This window comes from Telluria sp. Soil_C_11, assembly GCF_057657395.1.
In genome coordinates, this window is sequence record NZ_JBDGIN010000008.1 from 34961 (window position 1) to 50937 (window position 15977).

At 65.4% G+C, this 15977-nt stretch carries 20 protein-coding genes; 12 read left to right on the plus strand and 8 right to left on the minus strand.

Translation table 11 applies throughout. The features are described from left to right. The first annotated feature begins 111 nt into the window (after positions 1–111). From eno to AC3A6M_RS14750, 3 genes are read left to right on the plus strand one after another with little or no spacing between them, the layout of a single operon-like run. A complete protein-coding gene (eno, locus tag AC3A6M_RS14740) occupies positions 112–1398 on the plus strand; it encodes a phosphopyruvate hydratase (protein ID WP_487853473.1) in 1287 nt (428 codons plus the stop codon). A gap of 48 nt (positions 1399–1446) precedes the next feature. Further along, positions 1447–1818, plus strand: a complete 372-nt coding sequence (gene ftsB / locus AC3A6M_RS14745) for a cell division protein FtsB (RefSeq protein WP_487853474.1) — start codon at positions 1447–1449, stop codon at positions 1816–1818. Positions 1819–1826: 8 nt separating this feature from the next. Next, a complete protein-coding gene (locus AC3A6M_RS14750; RefSeq protein WP_487853475.1) occupies positions 1827–2066 on the plus strand; it encodes a hypothetical protein in 240 nt (79 codons plus the stop codon). Positions 2067–2127: 61 nt separating this feature from the next. Here AC3A6M_RS14750 and AC3A6M_RS14755 read toward each other — a convergent pair whose 3' ends face one another. The 5 genes from AC3A6M_RS14755 to AC3A6M_RS14775 all read right to left on the minus strand — a co-directional run bounded on the left by AC3A6M_RS14755 (position 2128) and on the right by AC3A6M_RS14775 (position 5496). Continuing rightward, a complete protein-coding gene (locus AC3A6M_RS14755; protein ID WP_487853476.1) occupies positions 2128–2529 on the minus strand; it encodes a PAAR domain-containing protein in 402 nt (133 codons plus the stop codon). A gap of 207 nt (positions 2530–2736) precedes the next feature. Then, positions 2737–3510: a DUF3108 domain-containing protein gene (locus tag AC3A6M_RS14760; RefSeq protein ID WP_487853477.1), complete on the minus strand. Its 774-nt coding sequence runs from the start codon at positions 3508–3510 to the stop codon at positions 2737–2739. Between the two features lie 53 nt (positions 3511–3563). Next, on the minus strand, positions 3564–4001 hold the full coding sequence (locus AC3A6M_RS14765; protein WP_487853478.1) for an acyl-CoA thioesterase: 438 nt from the start codon (positions 3999–4001) through the stop codon (positions 3564–3566). Between the two features lie 10 nt (positions 4002–4011). Next, the gene (gene hslO / locus AC3A6M_RS14770; RefSeq protein WP_487853479.1) at positions 4012–4968 is read right to left on the minus strand and encodes an Hsp33 family molecular chaperone HslO; all 957 of its coding nucleotides are present in this window, start codon (positions 4966–4968) and stop codon (positions 4012–4014) included. 3 nt (positions 4969–4971) lie between these two features. Then, complete coding sequence (locus AC3A6M_RS14775; protein ID WP_487853480.1) at positions 4972–5496, minus strand: gamma carbonic anhydrase family protein; 525 nt, start codon at positions 5494–5496, stop codon at positions 4972–4974. A 167-nt stretch (positions 5497–5663) separates the two neighbouring features. Here AC3A6M_RS14775 and AC3A6M_RS14780 point away from each other — a divergent pair, with 167 nt between their 5' ends. The 9 genes from AC3A6M_RS14780 (at position 5664) to bamC (ending at position 13656) form a co-directional block, all read left to right on the plus strand. Next, on the plus strand, positions 5664–6542 hold the full coding sequence (locus AC3A6M_RS14780) for an alpha/beta fold hydrolase (protein ID WP_487853481.1): 879 nt from the start codon (positions 5664–5666) through the stop codon (positions 6540–6542). A 97-nt stretch (positions 6543–6639) separates the two neighbouring features. After that, complete coding sequence (locus AC3A6M_RS14785; protein WP_487853482.1) at positions 6640–7476, plus strand: 3',5'-nucleoside bisphosphate phosphatase; 837 nt, start codon at positions 6640–6642, stop codon at positions 7474–7476. Positions 7477–7541: 65 nt separating this feature from the next. Next, positions 7542–8438, plus strand: a complete 897-nt coding sequence (htpX, locus tag AC3A6M_RS14790) for a protease HtpX (protein WP_487853483.1) — start codon at positions 7542–7544, stop codon at positions 8436–8438. Continuing rightward, positions 8435–9058 (plus strand): L-threonylcarbamoyladenylate synthase, encoded by a 624-nt coding sequence (locus AC3A6M_RS14795; RefSeq protein WP_487853484.1) that lies wholly within the window; start codon positions 8435–8437, stop codon positions 9056–9058. The genes htpX and AC3A6M_RS14795 overlap by 4 nt, the downstream gene beginning before the upstream one ends. Positions 9059–9065: 7 nt before the next feature. Further along, the gene (locus AC3A6M_RS14800) at positions 9066–9719 is read left to right on the plus strand and encodes a site-2 protease family protein (protein ID WP_487853485.1); all 654 of its coding nucleotides are present in this window, start codon (positions 9066–9068) and stop codon (positions 9717–9719) included. Between the two features lie 14 nt (positions 9720–9733). Next, complete coding sequence (locus AC3A6M_RS14805; RefSeq protein ID WP_487853486.1) at positions 9734–10936, plus strand: tryptophan--tRNA ligase; 1203 nt, start codon at positions 9734–9736, stop codon at positions 10934–10936. Between the two features lie 22 nt (positions 10937–10958). After that, entirely contained in the window at positions 10959–11510 is a 552-nt protein-coding gene (locus tag AC3A6M_RS14810) for a class I SAM-dependent methyltransferase (protein ID WP_487853487.1), read from the plus strand. 91 nt (positions 11511–11601) lie between these two features. Further along, positions 11602–12495: a 4-hydroxy-tetrahydrodipicolinate synthase gene (dapA, locus tag AC3A6M_RS14815; protein WP_487853488.1), complete on the plus strand. Its 894-nt coding sequence runs from the start codon at positions 11602–11604 to the stop codon at positions 12493–12495. Positions 12496–12519: 24 nt separating this feature from the next. Next, positions 12520–13656: an NlpB/DapX family lipoprotein gene (bamC, locus tag AC3A6M_RS14820; protein ID WP_487853699.1), complete on the plus strand. Its 1137-nt coding sequence runs from the start codon at positions 12520–12522 to the stop codon at positions 13654–13656. A 139-nt stretch (positions 13657–13795) separates the two neighbouring features. Here bamC and AC3A6M_RS14825 read toward each other — a convergent pair whose 3' ends face one another. The 3 genes from AC3A6M_RS14825 to AC3A6M_RS14835 all read right to left on the minus strand — a co-directional run bounded on the left by AC3A6M_RS14825 (position 13796) and on the right by AC3A6M_RS14835 (position 15951). Then, on the minus strand, positions 13796–14068 hold the full coding sequence (locus AC3A6M_RS14825) for a hypothetical protein (RefSeq protein WP_082439717.1): 273 nt from the start codon (positions 14066–14068) through the stop codon (positions 13796–13798). 274 nt (positions 14069–14342) lie between these two features. Beyond that, positions 14343–14822 (minus strand): DUF7931 domain-containing protein, encoded by a 480-nt coding sequence (locus tag AC3A6M_RS14830; protein ID WP_487853489.1) that lies wholly within the window; start codon positions 14820–14822, stop codon positions 14343–14345. A 7-nt stretch (positions 14823–14829) separates the two neighbouring features. After that, complete coding sequence (locus AC3A6M_RS14835; RefSeq protein WP_487853490.1) at positions 14830–15951, minus strand: ribosomal protein uL16 3-hydroxylase; 1122 nt, start codon at positions 15949–15951, stop codon at positions 14830–14832. Between the last annotated feature and the right edge of the window lie 26 nt (positions 15952–15977).

Sequence of the window (15977 nt, forward strand, 5' to 3'; positions counted from 1 at the left end):
AACTTGGATCCCCGCCTCCGCGGGGACGGCGATGCAAGCACTAACTCAAGGCGCGACCTGCGGCTGGCGCGCCCGAAACGAATTTGTTTACTTTCTGGAGATAAAAGAACCATGAGTGCTATCGTTGATATCATCGGCCGCGAAATCATCGACTCGCGCGGCAATCCGACCGTCGAATGCGATGTGCTGCTGGAATCGGGCGTGATGGGCCGCGCCGCCGTGCCGTCGGGCGCATCGACCGGTTCGCGCGAAGCGATCGAACTGCGCGACGGCGATCCGAAGCGTTACTTCGGCAAGGGCGTCCTGCAAGCCTGCGAGAACATCAACACCGAAATCAGCGAAGCCATCATGGGCCTGGACGCCAACGAACAGGCATTCCTGGACCGCACCCTGATCGACCTGGACGGCACCGAGAACAAGAGCCGCCTGGGCGCGAACGCGATGCTGGCCGTCTCCATGGCCGTGGCCAAGGCAGCCGCCGAGGAAGCCGGCCTGCCGCTGTACCGCTACTTCGGCGGTTCGGGCGCAATGCAGATGCCGGTGCCGATGATGAACGTCATCAACGGCGGCGCCCACGCCGACAACAACCTGGACATCCAGGAATTCATGATCATCCCGGTCGGCGCCCCGTCCTTCAAGGAAGCGCTGCGCTACGGCGCCGAGGTGTTCCACACCCTGAAGAAGATCCTGCACTCGAAGGGCCTGAACACGGCCGTCGGCGACGAAGGCGGTTTCGCGCCGTCGGTCGCCAACCATGAAGAAGCCATCAAGCTGATCATGCAGGCGATCGAGCAGGCCGGCTACGAGGCGGGCACCCAGATCGCGATCGGCCTGGACTGCGCCGCCAGCGAGTTCTACAAGGACGGCAAGTATGTGCTGGAAGGCGAAGGCGGCCTGCAGCTGTCGGCCACCGACTTCACCAACATGCTCGCCACCTGGTGCGACAAGTACCCGATCATCTCGATCGAAGACGCGATGGCCGAAGGCGACTGGGACGGCTGGAAGATCCTGACCGACCGCCTGGGCAAGCAGGTGCAGCTGGTGGGCGACGACCTGTACGTCACCAACACCAAGATCCTGAAAGAGGGCATCCAGAAGGGCATCGCCAACTCGATCCTCATCAAGATCAACCAGATCGGCACCCTGACCGAGACCTTCGCCGCCATCGAAATGGCCAAGCGCGCCGGCTACACCGCCGTGATCTCGCACCGTTCGGGCGAAACCGAGGACTCGACCATCGCCGACATCGCGGTTGGCCTGAACGCCCTGCAGATCAAGACCGGCTCGATGTCGCGTTCGGACCGCATGGCCAAGTACAACCAGCTGCTGCGCATCGAGGAAGACCTGGGCGACATCGCCAGCTACCCGGGCCGCGACGCGTTCTACAACCTGAAGTAATCACGTAGCAAGCCGGCCGGGTCTTCCGGCCGGTGCCATGTCCAGTCCATGCGCCTCATCACCCTTGCCCTTGCCGCTTTGCTGCTGCTGATCCAGTACCCGCTATGGCTGGGGAAGGGGGGCTGGCTGGCCGTCGCCGACCTCGAGAACCAGCTCGCCGGCAGCCGCGCGCGTACCGAGCAGCTGAAGGCGCGCAACGCCAAGCTCGAATCCGAAGTCCGCGACCTGAAGGACGGCACCGAAGCCGTCGAGGAACGCGCCCGCTACGAACTCGGCATGATCAAGCAGAACGAGATTTTCGTGCAGGTGCTGCGCAAGGACGAGAAGCCGGCGGTCATGATGACCCCGCCGCCTCCGCCGCGCGAACCGAAACCGAAGGGCGCCAAAGACGCCAGGTCCCGGAAACCGTCCGAGGACTGATGATTTCCATGAACACGCTGAATACGCTGGAGACCGTCGCGGCCTACCTGGCCGCCGCCTTCGAGAGCGGCGATGCCGACGCCATGGCGGCGGCGCTGGCGGAAGTCGCCGACTCGGACGGCTTGCCCGCACTGGCCGCCGCCGCGAACCTGCCGCGCGCCGAGCTTGCGGCGGCGATGCGAGCGGGTGAGATGAGTCTCGATACCACGCTGGCGATCATGAAGGTCATCGACCTGCATATGCCTTGAGCCGTCGTCCCCGCCTGCGCGGGGACGACGGTGGGAAGGCGCGGGGACGACGGTGGTTACCTTAGCCCGCGCACCCCACCAGCGGCGGCAAGTAACCCGGCTCCAGCAGCCCGGGCACCGGTTCCCCTTCCAGCACCACGATCTCGCCGATGCTCTGCGCGCGCGACACGATGCGGTCGCCGTTCGCGACGTGGCTGCCGACCAGGGCGATCGGGCGGTTCGCGAAGGTGGACGCGTGGCCCGCACCCGAGGTGATCACGCTCTCGCTGCCGTCCGGGTAACGCACGCGGTCGCCGACACAGGCGATCCGGTAATCGTCGGCAACCTGCTCGTTCGATGCCAGCACGACCTGGCCGCCGCGGCTGGTGCGCGAGCCGATGGTTGCGATCGGGTAACGGGCGACTACCTTGCGCGGCGGCGCGGCGCCGTCACGAAGGGCTTGCGAGGCTAGTTTTTCATTCATTCCTGATCTCCAAACGACGGATTTGACTGACCGGAGCAATGCCGCCTTTGTGTAAAAGCGACATTGTCCCGGCACCGTGTGCACGTATTCGTACACAGGCGCCATTGGACCGCACCGTTGATTAATGCCAATTGATTTATATCAACTGGGTATGTGGGATGGTTGGGAATCAGGGAATTCCGACAGCCACTCGTCCGGCAGCCCCTATCAGTCGATCAGCGTCTTGACGAGGACCTTGCCGTCGCGCGGCGCGCTTTCCTGCCGCACCATCAGCTGGCTCGTCTTGGCGAACCAGAACTTCGCATCCGCACCGGGCGTGCCGTAGTCGGTCGTCACGACCCAGCAGTCGACCGGGCCGCCGGGGCCGGCGATGGTCTCGGAGCCGGTCACCTTGAAGGTGTAGCGTTTCGGCGCCGGGCCGCCCGGGTGGTAGAAGTTGATGCTGGCCTCATAGCCATCGGCCAGCGGCAGCGCCTGCAGGAATTCGATATCGGTCTCGAAGTTGAAGGTCGGCTCGCCGGACGGCACCGACAGCGCCTTCTGCGTATTCTCGGCCAGGTCCTGCATGCCGCTCACGCGGTCCGGGGCGAACGTGAAGCCCTCGACCACCTTCTTGCCGTCCTTCTCGGTGATGCGCACATGGCTCAGCGGGCGGAAGGTGGCGGTGTCGAACCAGGAATCGAGCCGCTTGGCCGAGGGGGTGGCCGACAGCGAGGTCATCGCGCCATCCCAGCGCTGCACGATATGCAGCGCCTGCTTTCCATCGCGCTCCTCGAAGCGCACTTCGCGGGTCCAGATGTCGAGCGGGGCATTGGCGCCTTCGGGCGTCCTGATGTAGCGGAGGTAGTGATGGGTGCCCGGCTTGAGCAGGCTGAAGCGCGGTAGCGGAGTGCCGACGTCGACGCTGTGGACTGCGGCCTGGGCGCAGAAGGACAGGCCGGACAACAGGGCAGGGGCGATAAGACGGCTCAGCAGGGACATCAGGAACTCCGCACGAAATGACCGATGAGCGAAGTATGCCGAGCCGCCGATGTTTATGTGTCGGAAATTTGTAAGAGCGTGGAGAGCAGCGCCCTGGCCGCTTCCGGAATCGGCACCGGCCGGTTGGTTTCGCGGTCGACGTAGACGTGGACGAAATGGCCGGCTGCGGCCGGCATCTCGTCGTCGTTGCGGTACAGGCCGATCTCGTAGCGCACGCTGCTCGTGCCCAGCCTGGCCACGCGCACGCCCACGTGCACGGTGTCCGGGAAGGCGATCGAGCGGAAGTAGGAACACCCGGTCTCGACCACGAAGCCGACCGTCCTGCCGCCGTGGATGTCGAGCACGCCCCGTTCGATCAGGAAGCGGTTCACCGCCGTATCGAAGTAGCTGTAGTAATGGACGTTGTTGACGTGGCCGTAGACGTCGTTGTCCATCCAGCGGGTCGCGATCTCGCAAAAATGCGGGAAGGCGGAGCGGGGCGTGTCGCGCATGCGGCCTCGATCAATGCTTGACGTCGGACGCCGGCGCAATCGCGTCGGCGCTGATGTCGGCCGCGAACAGCTGGGCGCAGTCGACCGCGTCGAACTCGTAATGCTTGCCGCAGAAGTCGCAGTTGATCGCCAGCTGGCCGAGATCGTGCAGCGCCGAATCGACCTCTTCCTTGCCCAGCATCTTCAGCATGTTGCCGACCTTCTCGCGCGAGCAGCTGCAGTGGAATTCCGGATGCAGCGGATCGAACACGCGGATCGTCTCTTCCCAGAACAGGCGTTTCAGCAGGGTCTCGACGTCGACGGCGAGCAGCTCTTCCTGCTTCAGGGTGCCGCCCAGCGCCAGTGCGCGGTTCCAGGTCTCGATGTCTTCTTCCTCGCTGGCCTGGGCGACCTGGCCTTCGACGGCGCTGTTGCGCGGGAGCTTTTGCAGCAGCAGGCCGCGCGCGACATGGTCGTCGGCCGCCAGCCACAGCTTGGTGTCCATCTGTTCCGAGCGCAGCATGTAGTTCTCGATCACGGTGGCGATATCCTCGCCGTGCAGCGGCACCACGCCCTGGTAGGGCTGCTGGCCCGGCACCTTGTCCTTCGGGTCGAGGGTGATCACGAAGCGGCCCTGGCCGCCCACGTTCAGCAGCTCGGCCACCGACGCCTGGTCCGGCACGACGGCGCCCGGGCTCAGCTTGGCGGTGGCGCGCAGGTGCAGCTCGGCGTCGCACTCGACCACCAGCAGCTTGACCGGGCCGTCGCCGAAGATCTGCATCACGATCGAGCCATTGAACTTCAGGTTGGCCGACAGCAGCGCGGCCGCGGCAACCATCTCGCCCAGCAAGCCTTTCACTGCTTTCGGGTAGTCGTGGCGCGACTGGATCTCGCGCCACGCGTTGGAAATCTCGACCAGTTCGCCGCGCACGGCGGCGTTGTCGAAGATGAATTTTTGCAGGATGTCCTTGCTGGTATCAGTCGTCATTCTTTATCCGATTTTTTTGAGCTCCGCCTTGAAGCGCTGGCCGCGCTCGACATAGCTGGCGGCGCTGCCTTGCAGGCGGAGCAGGTCTTCTTCCGTGAGGGTACGCACTACCTTGGCCGGGGATCCGAGGATCAGCGAGTGGTCCGGGAATTCCTTCCCCTCGGTCACCAGGGCGCCGGCGCCGACCAGGCAACCCCTGCCGATCTTCGCGCCGTTCAGCACCACGGCCTGGATGCCGATCAGCGAACCGTCGCCGACGGTGCAGCCGTGCAGCATGGCCTGGTGGCCGATGGTGACGTTCTTGCCGATCACCATCGGGTAGCCCATGTCGGTGTGCATCACCGTGCCTTCCTGCACATTGCTGTTCTCGCCGATCGTGATGCGCTCGTTGTCGCCACGGATCGTCGCGCCGTCCCACACGGAGGCATTCGCCTCCAGCGTGACCTTGCCGATCAGGTTGGCGGACTCGGCCACATAAGCCGACGCGTCGATCTCGGGTGCATGCTCGCCCAACTGGTAAATTGCCATGGATATGCTCGCGAAAGGTTGTGAGGGAAAATTGCAATAAGCGCTATTTTACGCCCTCGCGTGCGCTGTCGTCCGGCAAGTGGCTGAGATGGGGACGCCAAGCGCAATATCAAGCATTGTGCTTATAATGCGAACGGTCGTTCTATTTCCAATTACTTCAATCAGCCATGACTCCATCCCGTTCCGAATTCCTCACCATCCGCGGCCTGCGCACCCATATCCGGCACTGGGGCCGCGAAGGCGCGCCCAAGCTCTTCATGGCGCATGGCTGGATGGACATGTCGGCTTCGTTCCAGTTCGTGGTCGACGCGCTGCAGGGAGACTGGCATGTGATCGCGCATGACTGGCGCGGCTTCGGCCTGAGCGAACGGCCGGGCACCGACACCTACTGGTTCCCCGATTACTTCGCCGACCTCGATGCCATCCTCGACCATTACGCCCCCGGGGAGGCGGTCAACCTGCTGGGCCACAGCATGGGCGGCAACATCGTCAGCGTGTACGCCGGCATCCGCCCGGAACGCGTCGCCCGCCTGATCAACCTGGAAGGCTTCGGCCTGGCGGCGACCCGCCCCGAGCAGGCCCCTGGCCGCTACGCCGGCTGGCTGGACGAGCTGAAGTCGCCGCCGACGATGCGCCCCTACGCCAGCCTGGGCGAGGTGGCGGCGCGCCTGCAGAAGACCAATCCGCGCCTGCCGGCCGAGCGCGCCGCCTTCCTGGCGCCGCACTGGGCCGCGCAGAACGGGAACGGCGAATGGGAAATCCTGGGCGACCCGGCGCACAAGATGCGCGGCCCGCTGCTGTACCACGTCGACGAGGTGCTGGCCTGCTGGCGCCGCGTCACCGCGCCCGTGCTGTGGGTGGAGGCCGAGCACACCAATATGTGGCTGTGGATGGGGCCGAAGGAGCAGGCGCGCAGCGAAGTCGAGCGCCGCATGGGCCACCTGGCCAGGGTGACGCCGCGCATGATGCCGGACGCCGGCCACATGCTGCACCATGACCAGCCGGAGTTGCTGGCAAGGATGATCGAGGAATTCCTGGCTGCATGATGTAACGCGTGGGGCATCGAGGCCGGGGGCCTCGATGCGAACGTGCCCACGCGGACGGACGCCGTCGCGGTCGTTCCGATGCGGGTACAATGAAGGAATGCTGAAAGTCGACCTCCACTGCCATTCCAACGTCTCCGACGGCGTGCTCGCGCCGGCCGCCGTGGCGGCCTATGCCCGCAAGGGCGGGGTCGACGTCTGGGCGCTGACCGACCACGACGAGGTCGGCGGCATCAAGGCGGCGCGCCGGGCGGCGGGCGAGCTCGGCATGCGCTTCGTGCCGGGCGTCGAGATTTCCGTGACCTGGGGCGGCGAGACCGTCCACGTGGTCGGCCTGCAGGTCGACGAGGACGAGCCGGCGCTGGTGCGGGGCCTGGAGGCGACCCGCCAGGGGCGCGACGCGCGCGGGCGCGAGATCGCGGCCCAGCTCGAGCAGGCCGGCATCCCCGGCGCCTACGAAGGCGCGCTCAGGTACGTCGGCAACCCGGACCTGCTGTCGCGCACTCACTTTGCGCGCTACCTGGTCGAGGTCGGCGCCTGCGGCAGCACCTCCGAGGTGTTCCGCAAATACCTGACCGAAGGCAAGCCCGGCTATGTGCCGCACCGCTGGGCCAGCCTGGCCGATGCGGTCGGCTGGATCCGCAAGGCCGGCGGCGTCCCCGTGATCGCCCACCCGGGCCGCTACCGCTTCACGGCGCTGGCCGAAGGGGCGCTGTTCGACGAATTCAAGCAGCTGGGCGGCAACGCCATCGAAGTCGTCACCGGCAGCCACACGCCGGACCAGTATGAAACCTATGCCGAGCTGGCGCGCCGCTACGGCTTCCTGGCCTCGCGCGGCACCGATTTCCACGCGCCGGGCGAGGCGAGGGTGGAGTTCGACAAGCTGGCGCCGCTGCCGGCCGGGTTGACGCCGGTGTGGCACGACTGGTTCGCTTGAAACGCCGGCAAGGCGCCCTTATATTGACAGCCTGATATGTGAAACCGCCGGGAGACCCTCGCGCCATGAAACGCATCGTCCTGTTCCTCGCCACCAACCTCGCGGTCGTGCTGGTGCTGTCGATCGTGCTCAACGTGCTCGGCGTCGGCCGCGCGGTGAGCGCAAACGGCATCAATCTCGGGGCCTTGCTGGTGTTCTCGCTGGTCGTGGGTTTTACCGGCTCGATCATTTCCCTCCTGCTGAGCAAGCCGATGGCCAAGTGGACGACCGGCGCGCGCGTGATCGAACAGCCGGCCAACGGCAGCGAAGCCTGGCTGCTGAACACGGTGCGCACGCTGGCCGAGCGCGCCGGCATCGCGATGCCGGAAGTGGCGGTGTACGACGGCGAGCCGAACGCCTTCGCCACCGGCGCCTTCAGGAATTCCGCGCTGGTGGCGGTGTCCACCGGCCTGCTGGCCAGCATGAACCATGAAGAGATCGAGGCCGTGCTGGGGCACGAAGTTTCCCATGTCGCGAATGGCGACATGGTCACGCTGACCCTGATCCAGGGCGTGGTCAACACCTTCGTCGTGTTCCTGGCGCGCGTGGTCGGCTTCTTCGTCGACAGCATGCTGCGCCGTGGCGAGGTCGACCGCGGCCCCGGCATCGGTTATGCCGTCACCGTGTTCGTGTGCCAGATCGTGTTCGGCCTGGTCGCCTCGATCATCGTGGCCTGGTTCTCGCGCCAGCGCGAGTTCCGCGCGGACGCCGGCTCGGCGCGCCTGCTGAACAACCCGCTGCCGATGCAGCATGCGCTGATGCGCCTGGGCGGCCTGCAGTCGGGCGGCCTGCCGCAGTCGATGGCGGCGTCCGGCATCTCCGGCGGAGGCGGCGGCTGGGGCGCCCTGTTCGCAACCCACCCGCCGATGGAAGAGCGCATCGCGGCCCTGCAAACCCTGCGCCAGCCGGGGTTTGCACGATGACCCAGTATTTCGAGATCCATCACGAGAACCCGCAGCCGCGCCTGGTCCGCCAGGCGGCCCAGATCATCCAGTCGGGCGGCATCGTCGCCGCGCCGACCGACTCGGCCTACGCCCTGGTCTGCCGCCTCGACGACAAGAACGCCGTCGAGAAGCTGCGCCGGATCCGCGGCGTCGACGAGAAGCACCACCTGACCCTGCTGGTGCGCGACCTGTCCGAGATCGCCATCTACGCGCGCGTCGACAACCGCCAGTACCGCCAGCTGAAGGCGGTCACGCCCGGCCCGTACACCGTCATCCTCGACGCCACCCATGAAGTGCCGCGCCGCCTGTCGCACCCGTCGCGCAAGACCATCGGCATCCGCGTGCCCGAGAACGCGATCCTGCTGGCGCTGCTGGACGAGCTGGGCGAGCCGCTGATCGGCACGACCCTGCAGCTGCCCGGCGACGAGCACATGCTGTCCGATCCGGAAGAGGTGCGCGAGCGCATCGGCAAGCAGCTCGACCTCGTGATCGACGGCGGCGCCGGCACCCTCGAGCCCACCACCATCGTCGACCTGACCGGTCCCGAACCGGTGCTGCTGCGCGAGGGCCGGGGCGACCCGGCCGTGTTCGGCTTATAATCCCTTTATGGATGAACTCATACGCAACCTCGCAGTCTATGCACTGCCCGTTCTTTTTGCGATCACGATGCACAACGCCGCCCAGGCGTATGCCGCAAAATATTTTGGAGACATGACCCCGTTCGCGGCCGGACGCGTCACCACCAACCCGCTGGCCCACATCGATCCTTTCGGCACCGTGATCCTGCCGGTGCTGCTGTACCTGACCACCGGCTTCGTGTTCGGCTACGCCAAGCCGCTGCCGATCGACTACAGCCGCCTGCGCAAGCCCAAGCGCGACATGGCCTTCGTGGCGCTGGCCGGCACCGCCGCCAACTTCGGCATGGCGCTGCTGTGGCTACTGCTGGCGATCTTCCTCAAGTACTTCGACGTCAGCGAACCTTTTCCGAACATGGTTGCCCAAGCGGGTATCCGGACCAATCTGTTGCTGATGGCCTTCAACCTGCTGCCGATCCCGCCGATGGACGGCGGCCGCATCGTCTTCAGCCTGCTGCCGAACAAGCTGGCCTTCCAGTACGCCCGCATCGAGCCGTATGGCTTCTTCATCCTGCTGGGCCTGATGCTGCTGAAGCTGCTGGCTTACTGGGTGGTGCCGATCATGGTGGTGGGGGAGGTGCTGCTGCATCTGATCGTCTATCCACTGAACTTCATCCTGACCTGATCCTGACCTGATTTATGTTCCCCGACCGCGTCGTTTCCGGCATGCGCCCCACCGGGCTCATGCACCTTGGCCATTACCACGGAGCCCTGAAGAACTGGATCCGCATGCAGTCCGAGCTGCCCTGCCTGTTCTTCGTGGCCGACTGGCACGCCCTGACCACGCACTACGACGACCCGACCATCATCGAAAAGAGCACCTGGGACATGGTGATTGACTGGCTCGCGGCCGGCATCGATCCGTCCCAGGCGACCATCTTCATCCAGTCGCGGGTGCCGGAGCATGCCGAGCTGCACCTGCTGCTGTCGATGGCCACGCCGCTGGGCTGGCTGGAGCGGGTGCCGACCTACAAGGACCAGATCGAGAACCTGGCCAACCGCGACCTCGCCACCTACGGCTTCCTCGGCTATCCGCTGCTGCAGGCGGCCGACGTGCTGATCTACCGCGCGACCCAGGTGCCGGTGGGCGAGGACCAGGTCCCGCACATCGAGATGATGCGGGAAATCGCGCGGCGCTTTAACCACCTGTACGGCAAGGAGCCGGGCTTCGAGCAGAAGGCCCTCGACGCCGTGAAGAAGCTGGGCAGCAAGCGCGCCAGGCTCTACGCCGAGCTGCGCACCGCCTACCAGCAGGACGGCGACGACGCCGCGCTGGAGCAGGCGCAGGCGATGCTGGACGAAGCCGGCAGCCTGTCGAACATCGACCGCGAACGCCTGTTCGGCTACCTCGAAGGCAGCCGCAAGATCATCCTGGTCGAGCCGCAGGTGAAGCTGACCGAAGCGTCGCGCCTGCCGGGCCTGGACGGCCGCAAGATGTCTAAGAGCTACGGCAATTCGATCTCGCTGCGCGAAGATCCGGCATCCGTCACGAAGAAGATCCGCACCATGCCGACCGACCCCGCGCGCGTGCGCAGGAGCGACCCGGGCGACCCGCTGAAGTGCCCGGTGTGGCAGCTGCACGAGGTCTACTCGAGCGACGCCACCAGGGACTGGGTCATGAAGGGCTGCACCAGCGCCGGCATCGGCTGCCTGGAGTGCAAGCAGCCGGTGGTGGACGCCGTGCTGGCCGAGCAGGAGCCCATGCACGAACGCGCCCAGCAGTACCTGGACGATCCGTCGCTGGTGCGCGCCATCGTCGCCGACGGCTGCGAGAAGGCGCGCCGGCTGGCCCAGGAGACCATGCGCGACGTGCGCGAGGCGATGGGTCTCAGTTATAGCTGATCCTGTACACCGGATGCACCATATGCATAGCAGCGACATCGTATCCAGCTGGGTGGCGCGCTGGACGCCGCTCATCCCGCGGGGCAATGTACTCGACCTGGCCTGCGGCAGCGGCCGCCATGCGCGCCTGCTGGCAGGCCTGGGCCATGCCGTGACCGCCCTCGACCGCGATCCGCAGGCCCTGCTTGCCGCCGCCGGGGAGGGCATCGCCACCGTCCAGTACGACCTCGAGGCGCCGGGCGCCGCCTGGCCGTTCGCGCCGGGCAGCCTGGCCGGCATCGTCGTCACGAATTACCTGCACCGGCCACTGTTCGGCCACATCGCCGCGGCGCTGGCGCCGGAGGGGGTGCTGGTCTACGAAACCTTCGCCCGCGGGAACGAAGTGTTCGGCAAACCGTCGAATCCGGATTTCCTGCTGAATCCGGGTGAGCTGCTGGACCTGGCCAGCCGGGGCGGACTGCGCGTGGTGGCCTACGAGGATGGCGTCGTCGGCGATCCGAAACCGGCCCGTGTGCAGCGCCTGTGCGCGGTGGGGGCGGGCTTCGATCCGTCGATGGCAAAGCTGGACATGTAACCGAGCCATTTATCTAGGTTCGAATGAACCATAACCTCGGGCTATCCAGTACAATCGAATTTTTATTTATTAACGGCACGGTCCACTGATTATGATTAAGGGCAGCATAGTAGCAATCGTCACTCCGATGTTTGAAGACGGCAGTCTGGATAAAGACAGCCTGCGCAAACTGATCGACTGGCACGTTGCGGAAGGCACGGACGGCATCGTCATCGTCGGTACGACCGGCGAATCCGCTACCGTCAGCCCGGAAGAGCACTGCGAACTGATCAAGTTGACGGTCGAGCACGTCGCTGGCCGTATTCCGGTGATCGCCGGTTCGGGCGGCAACTCGACCGCCGAAGCGATCGCACTCACCCGCCACGCCAGGGACGTCGGTGCCGACGCCTCGCTGCAGGTGGTGCCGTACTACAACCGTCCGACCCAGGAGGGCATGTACCGCCACTTCAAGGCGATCGCGGAAGCGGTCGACCTGCCGGTGATCCTGTACAACGTGCCGGGCCGTACCGTGGCGGACATGAGCAACGAGACCGTGCTGCGCCTGGCGCCGATCGACAACATCGTCGGCATCAAGGATGCGACCGGTAACATCGGCCGCGGCGCCGAGCTGCTGCGCGAGATCGACCGTTCGTTCGCCGGCGGCAAGCCGTTCGGCGTGTATTCGGGCGACGACCCGACCGCGATGGCGCTGATGTTCATGGGCGGCGCCGGCAATATCTCGGTGACGGCCAACGTCGCGCCGCGCGCCATGCACGAGCTGTGCGAGGCGGCGATGGCGGGGCAGGTGTCCCGTGCGGTCGAGATCAACAACCGCGTGCTGTCGCTGCACGCCAAGCTGTTCGTAGAACCGAATCCGGTCCCGGTCAAATGGGCGCTGGCTGAAATGGGCAAGATGCCGGCGGGCCTGCGCTTGCCGCTGGCGCCGCTGTCCGCGCAATACCACGACACGGTCCGCGCCGCACTGCGCGAATCCGGCGTCCTTTGATAGCTTCAGACTCAGAACGACATGATGAATCGTAAGTACAAGACCCGCCAAGCGACCCGCACCGTCGCCCTGACCGCCCTGGCACTCAGCCTGGCGGCCTGCACGACCGTGTTCGAATCGGACAAGGTGGACTACCGCTCGGCCAAGAAAGCCGCGCCGCTGGACATCCCGCCGGACCTGACCCAACTGCAGAAAGATAACCGCTACGCCGTGCCGGATGGCCGCGGCGTCGCCACCGCCTCGGGCTTCCAGCAGGCGCGCGGCAATCAAGCCCTGCCGGTCGTCGCCGGCGGCACCGTGGGCCCGGTCTCGACCGAGGCCGTGCGCATCGAGCGCGCCGGCGACCAGCGCTGGCTGGTGGTCAAGCAGACCCCGGAGCAACTGTGGCCGCAGCTCGAAGCCTTCTGGCCGAGCGTCGGCTTCACGGTCGAAACCGAGAACGCCCAGACCGGCATCATGGAAACCAACTGGGCCGAGAACCGCGCCAAGATTCCGCAGGACTTCATCCGCCGCACGATCGGCAAGGTGTTCGATTCGGCGTACTCTTCCGGCGAGCGCGACAAGTTCCGCACCCGCCTGGAGCGCCGTCCGGACGGCTCGACCGAAATCTACATCAGCCACCGCGGCGCCGAGGAAGTGCCGGTCGGCGCCCAGCGCGAGACCACGACCTGGGTCGGCCGCAAGAGCGATCCGGGCCTGGAGGCCGAATTCCTGGGCCGCCTGATGGCCCAGCTGACCGGCGCCACCAAGCCGGCAGACGTCAAGCAGGCCACCGCCGCCGTCGTCAACGCCACTCCGGAAGCCCAGCACGCCAAGCTGGAAAACGGCAAGGTCGTCGTCGACGAGGGCTTCGACCGCGCATGGCGCCGTGTCGGCCTGGCGCTCGACCGCGTCGGCTTCACCGTCGAAGACCGCGACCGGGTGCAGGGCATCTATTTCGTGCGCTACGTCGATCCGGACAAGGCCGGCAAGGAAGGCTTCTTCAGCAAGCTGTTCGGCAACGACGACAAGAACAAGGAAGCCCAGCGCTACCGCGTGCTGGTCTCGGCGGTCCCGAATGCGGCCACCACCGACGTCAGCGTCCAGACCAACGACGGCAAGCCGGAGACCTCGGACACCGGCGCGAAGATCCTGAAGCTGCTGGCGGACGAGCTGAAGTAATTCAGCTACATCGCCAACGAAAAACCGGCCAAGTGGCCGGTTTTTTTATCGTCGTTCCCGCGAAGGCGGGAACGACGTTCAGCAGCGCCAGGCGTAAAAAAACCGGCCCGCAGGCCGGTTTTTTCAGACGCGACGAAGATTACTTCGAAGCAGCCGGAGCAGCAGCAGCCGAAGCAGCGTCAGCAGCAGCCGAAGCAGCCGAAGCAGCAGCCGAAGCGGCCGAAGCAGCAGCGTCAGCAGCGGCCGGAGCAGCCGGGGTAGCAGCAGCGTCAGCAGCCGGAGCGGCCGGAGCAGCAGCCGGAGCGGTGGTTTCAGCAGCCGGAGCAGCCGGGGTCACGGTGGTTTCTTCTTTCTTCGAGCAAGCAGCCAGAGCAACAGCCAGCAGGGAGACGATCAGCAGAGATTTTTTCATGGTTTTTCCTTAATTAATTCAAAAGGTAAGTACGTCTAGTGCGATGAATAATTACCGGTAATTATCGCTCGTTAGGAATTCTCGTAGCTTTCATACTTTTGAAAAAGTGCCTACAGACAACGGAACCTTCCTAACCCGATATTATAGCCAAATTTACTGAATCGCAATAGAAAACTGCTGTCAACTTATAACGATTGCCTGTAACAACAACCTTCATATTGTTACAACGTGTAACAGCATGGCGCACGCTTCGTTTCATAGGGAAATACGGCCATCAAAGCCCGGTCGTGGCGGCATGCAGACCCGGCTGCGATTCTTCCCAGATGGCCGAAAAACGCTCGCTCGGCACATCAGTTTCTTGCGGTGCATCAAACGCTGCTTCGCCCCGCAGATGGTCGCTATGATAGCGCCGTACCAGGTGCAGGCGGTCCGCGATGCAGAACGAATCGGTGAGCTGGCGAAGTCCGCGCCCCGTAAGGCGGCACTCGATCCGGTGCCCATGGTCCCTCAGCAGGCGCAGGAAGCGCGGGTAGTGGCGCTCGATGTGGCGGCTGTCGTGCATCGCGAGGCGCAGCTGGCCGCCGCCCGCCAGGTAGCGGCGCAGGAGCGCGTCGACGTCCGCATCGCCCAGCGGGAACAGGGAAAAGTCCGGATCGAACAGGTCGAGCGAGCCCCGCGCCCGCTCCAGCACCGCGCGCAGCTGGCGCTGGAACTCGGCACGGGTGTCGAAACGCAGGATGGCCGGCTCAACCATGCTTGCCTCAACCCAGTTCCAGCCAGCCGTCCGAATACCAGGTGTAGAGCGCTTCCAGCACGTCGCTTGACGCTTGCTCCAGCATGGCGCCGTCCAGGCCGCGCTGGTTGGCCAGCACGTCGAGCACGGTCTTGTCGGCGCGGCCGACGGCGAAGGATTCGCCGTTGATGAACACGTGCTTGCCGCGGTAAAGCATCAGCGTCTTCGGCGACAGCCTGAGTCCGCGCTTGGCGGCCTGTTCCATGAAGCGGCCCACGGTCAGCGGCTTGGCGACCGGGGTGAAGAACACGTTGTGCTTCGGTTCGGACAGGTATTCGCCGAGGAAGATGGTGACGTCCTCCTCGTCCCAGCGTACCTTGTTCAGCTCTTCGGTGATGCTGGTCAGCATGTCCTTCGGGATCTCGGCCGGGTTCTTCGCCGGCTGCAGGTCCGGATCGGCATAGCGGCCGGGCAGGTCGATCGAGTCGGCCATGAACTGCAGGAAGCCTTCGCCCAGTTCCTGGAACGAGGGGGAGCGGAAGCCGATCGAATAGGTCATGCACTCGCCCTCGGCCACGCCGTCGTGGGCGTAGTGCGGCGGCAGGTAGAGCATGTCACCCGGTTCGAGCACGAACTCTTGTTCCGGTTCGAAGTTGGCGAGGATCTTCAGCGGCAGGCCTTCGACCAGGCTCAGGTCCTGCTGGGCGCCGATGCGCCAGCGGCGCCGGCCCTGGGCTTGCAGCAGGAACACGTCATAGGAATCGAAGTGGGGACCGACGCCGCCGCCATCGGTGGCGTAGCTGACCATCAGGTCGTCCAGGCGCGCGTCCGGGACGAAGCGGAACTCGCGCAGCAGGGCGTCGGCCTTCGGCTCATGCAGGTTGACGCCCTGCACCAGCATGGTCCACTCGCGCTGCGTGCGCGGCGGCAATTCCTGCAGCGGGCCGTGCTGCATGTCCCAGGCGTCACCGGCCTGGGTGACCAGGCGCGATTCGACATGGTTCAGCCTGGCCAGTTCGGCCAGTTTGTCGAACTTGAGCAGCGGCTTGAAATCGGGGATCGCCTGCCGGATCAGCAAGGGCTTCTTGTGCCAGTAATCGCGGAGAAACTGGGCGGGAGTGATGTTCCCGAGGAGCTGTAATTTTTTCATGCGACATTATAACCAGCCGTGGGAGG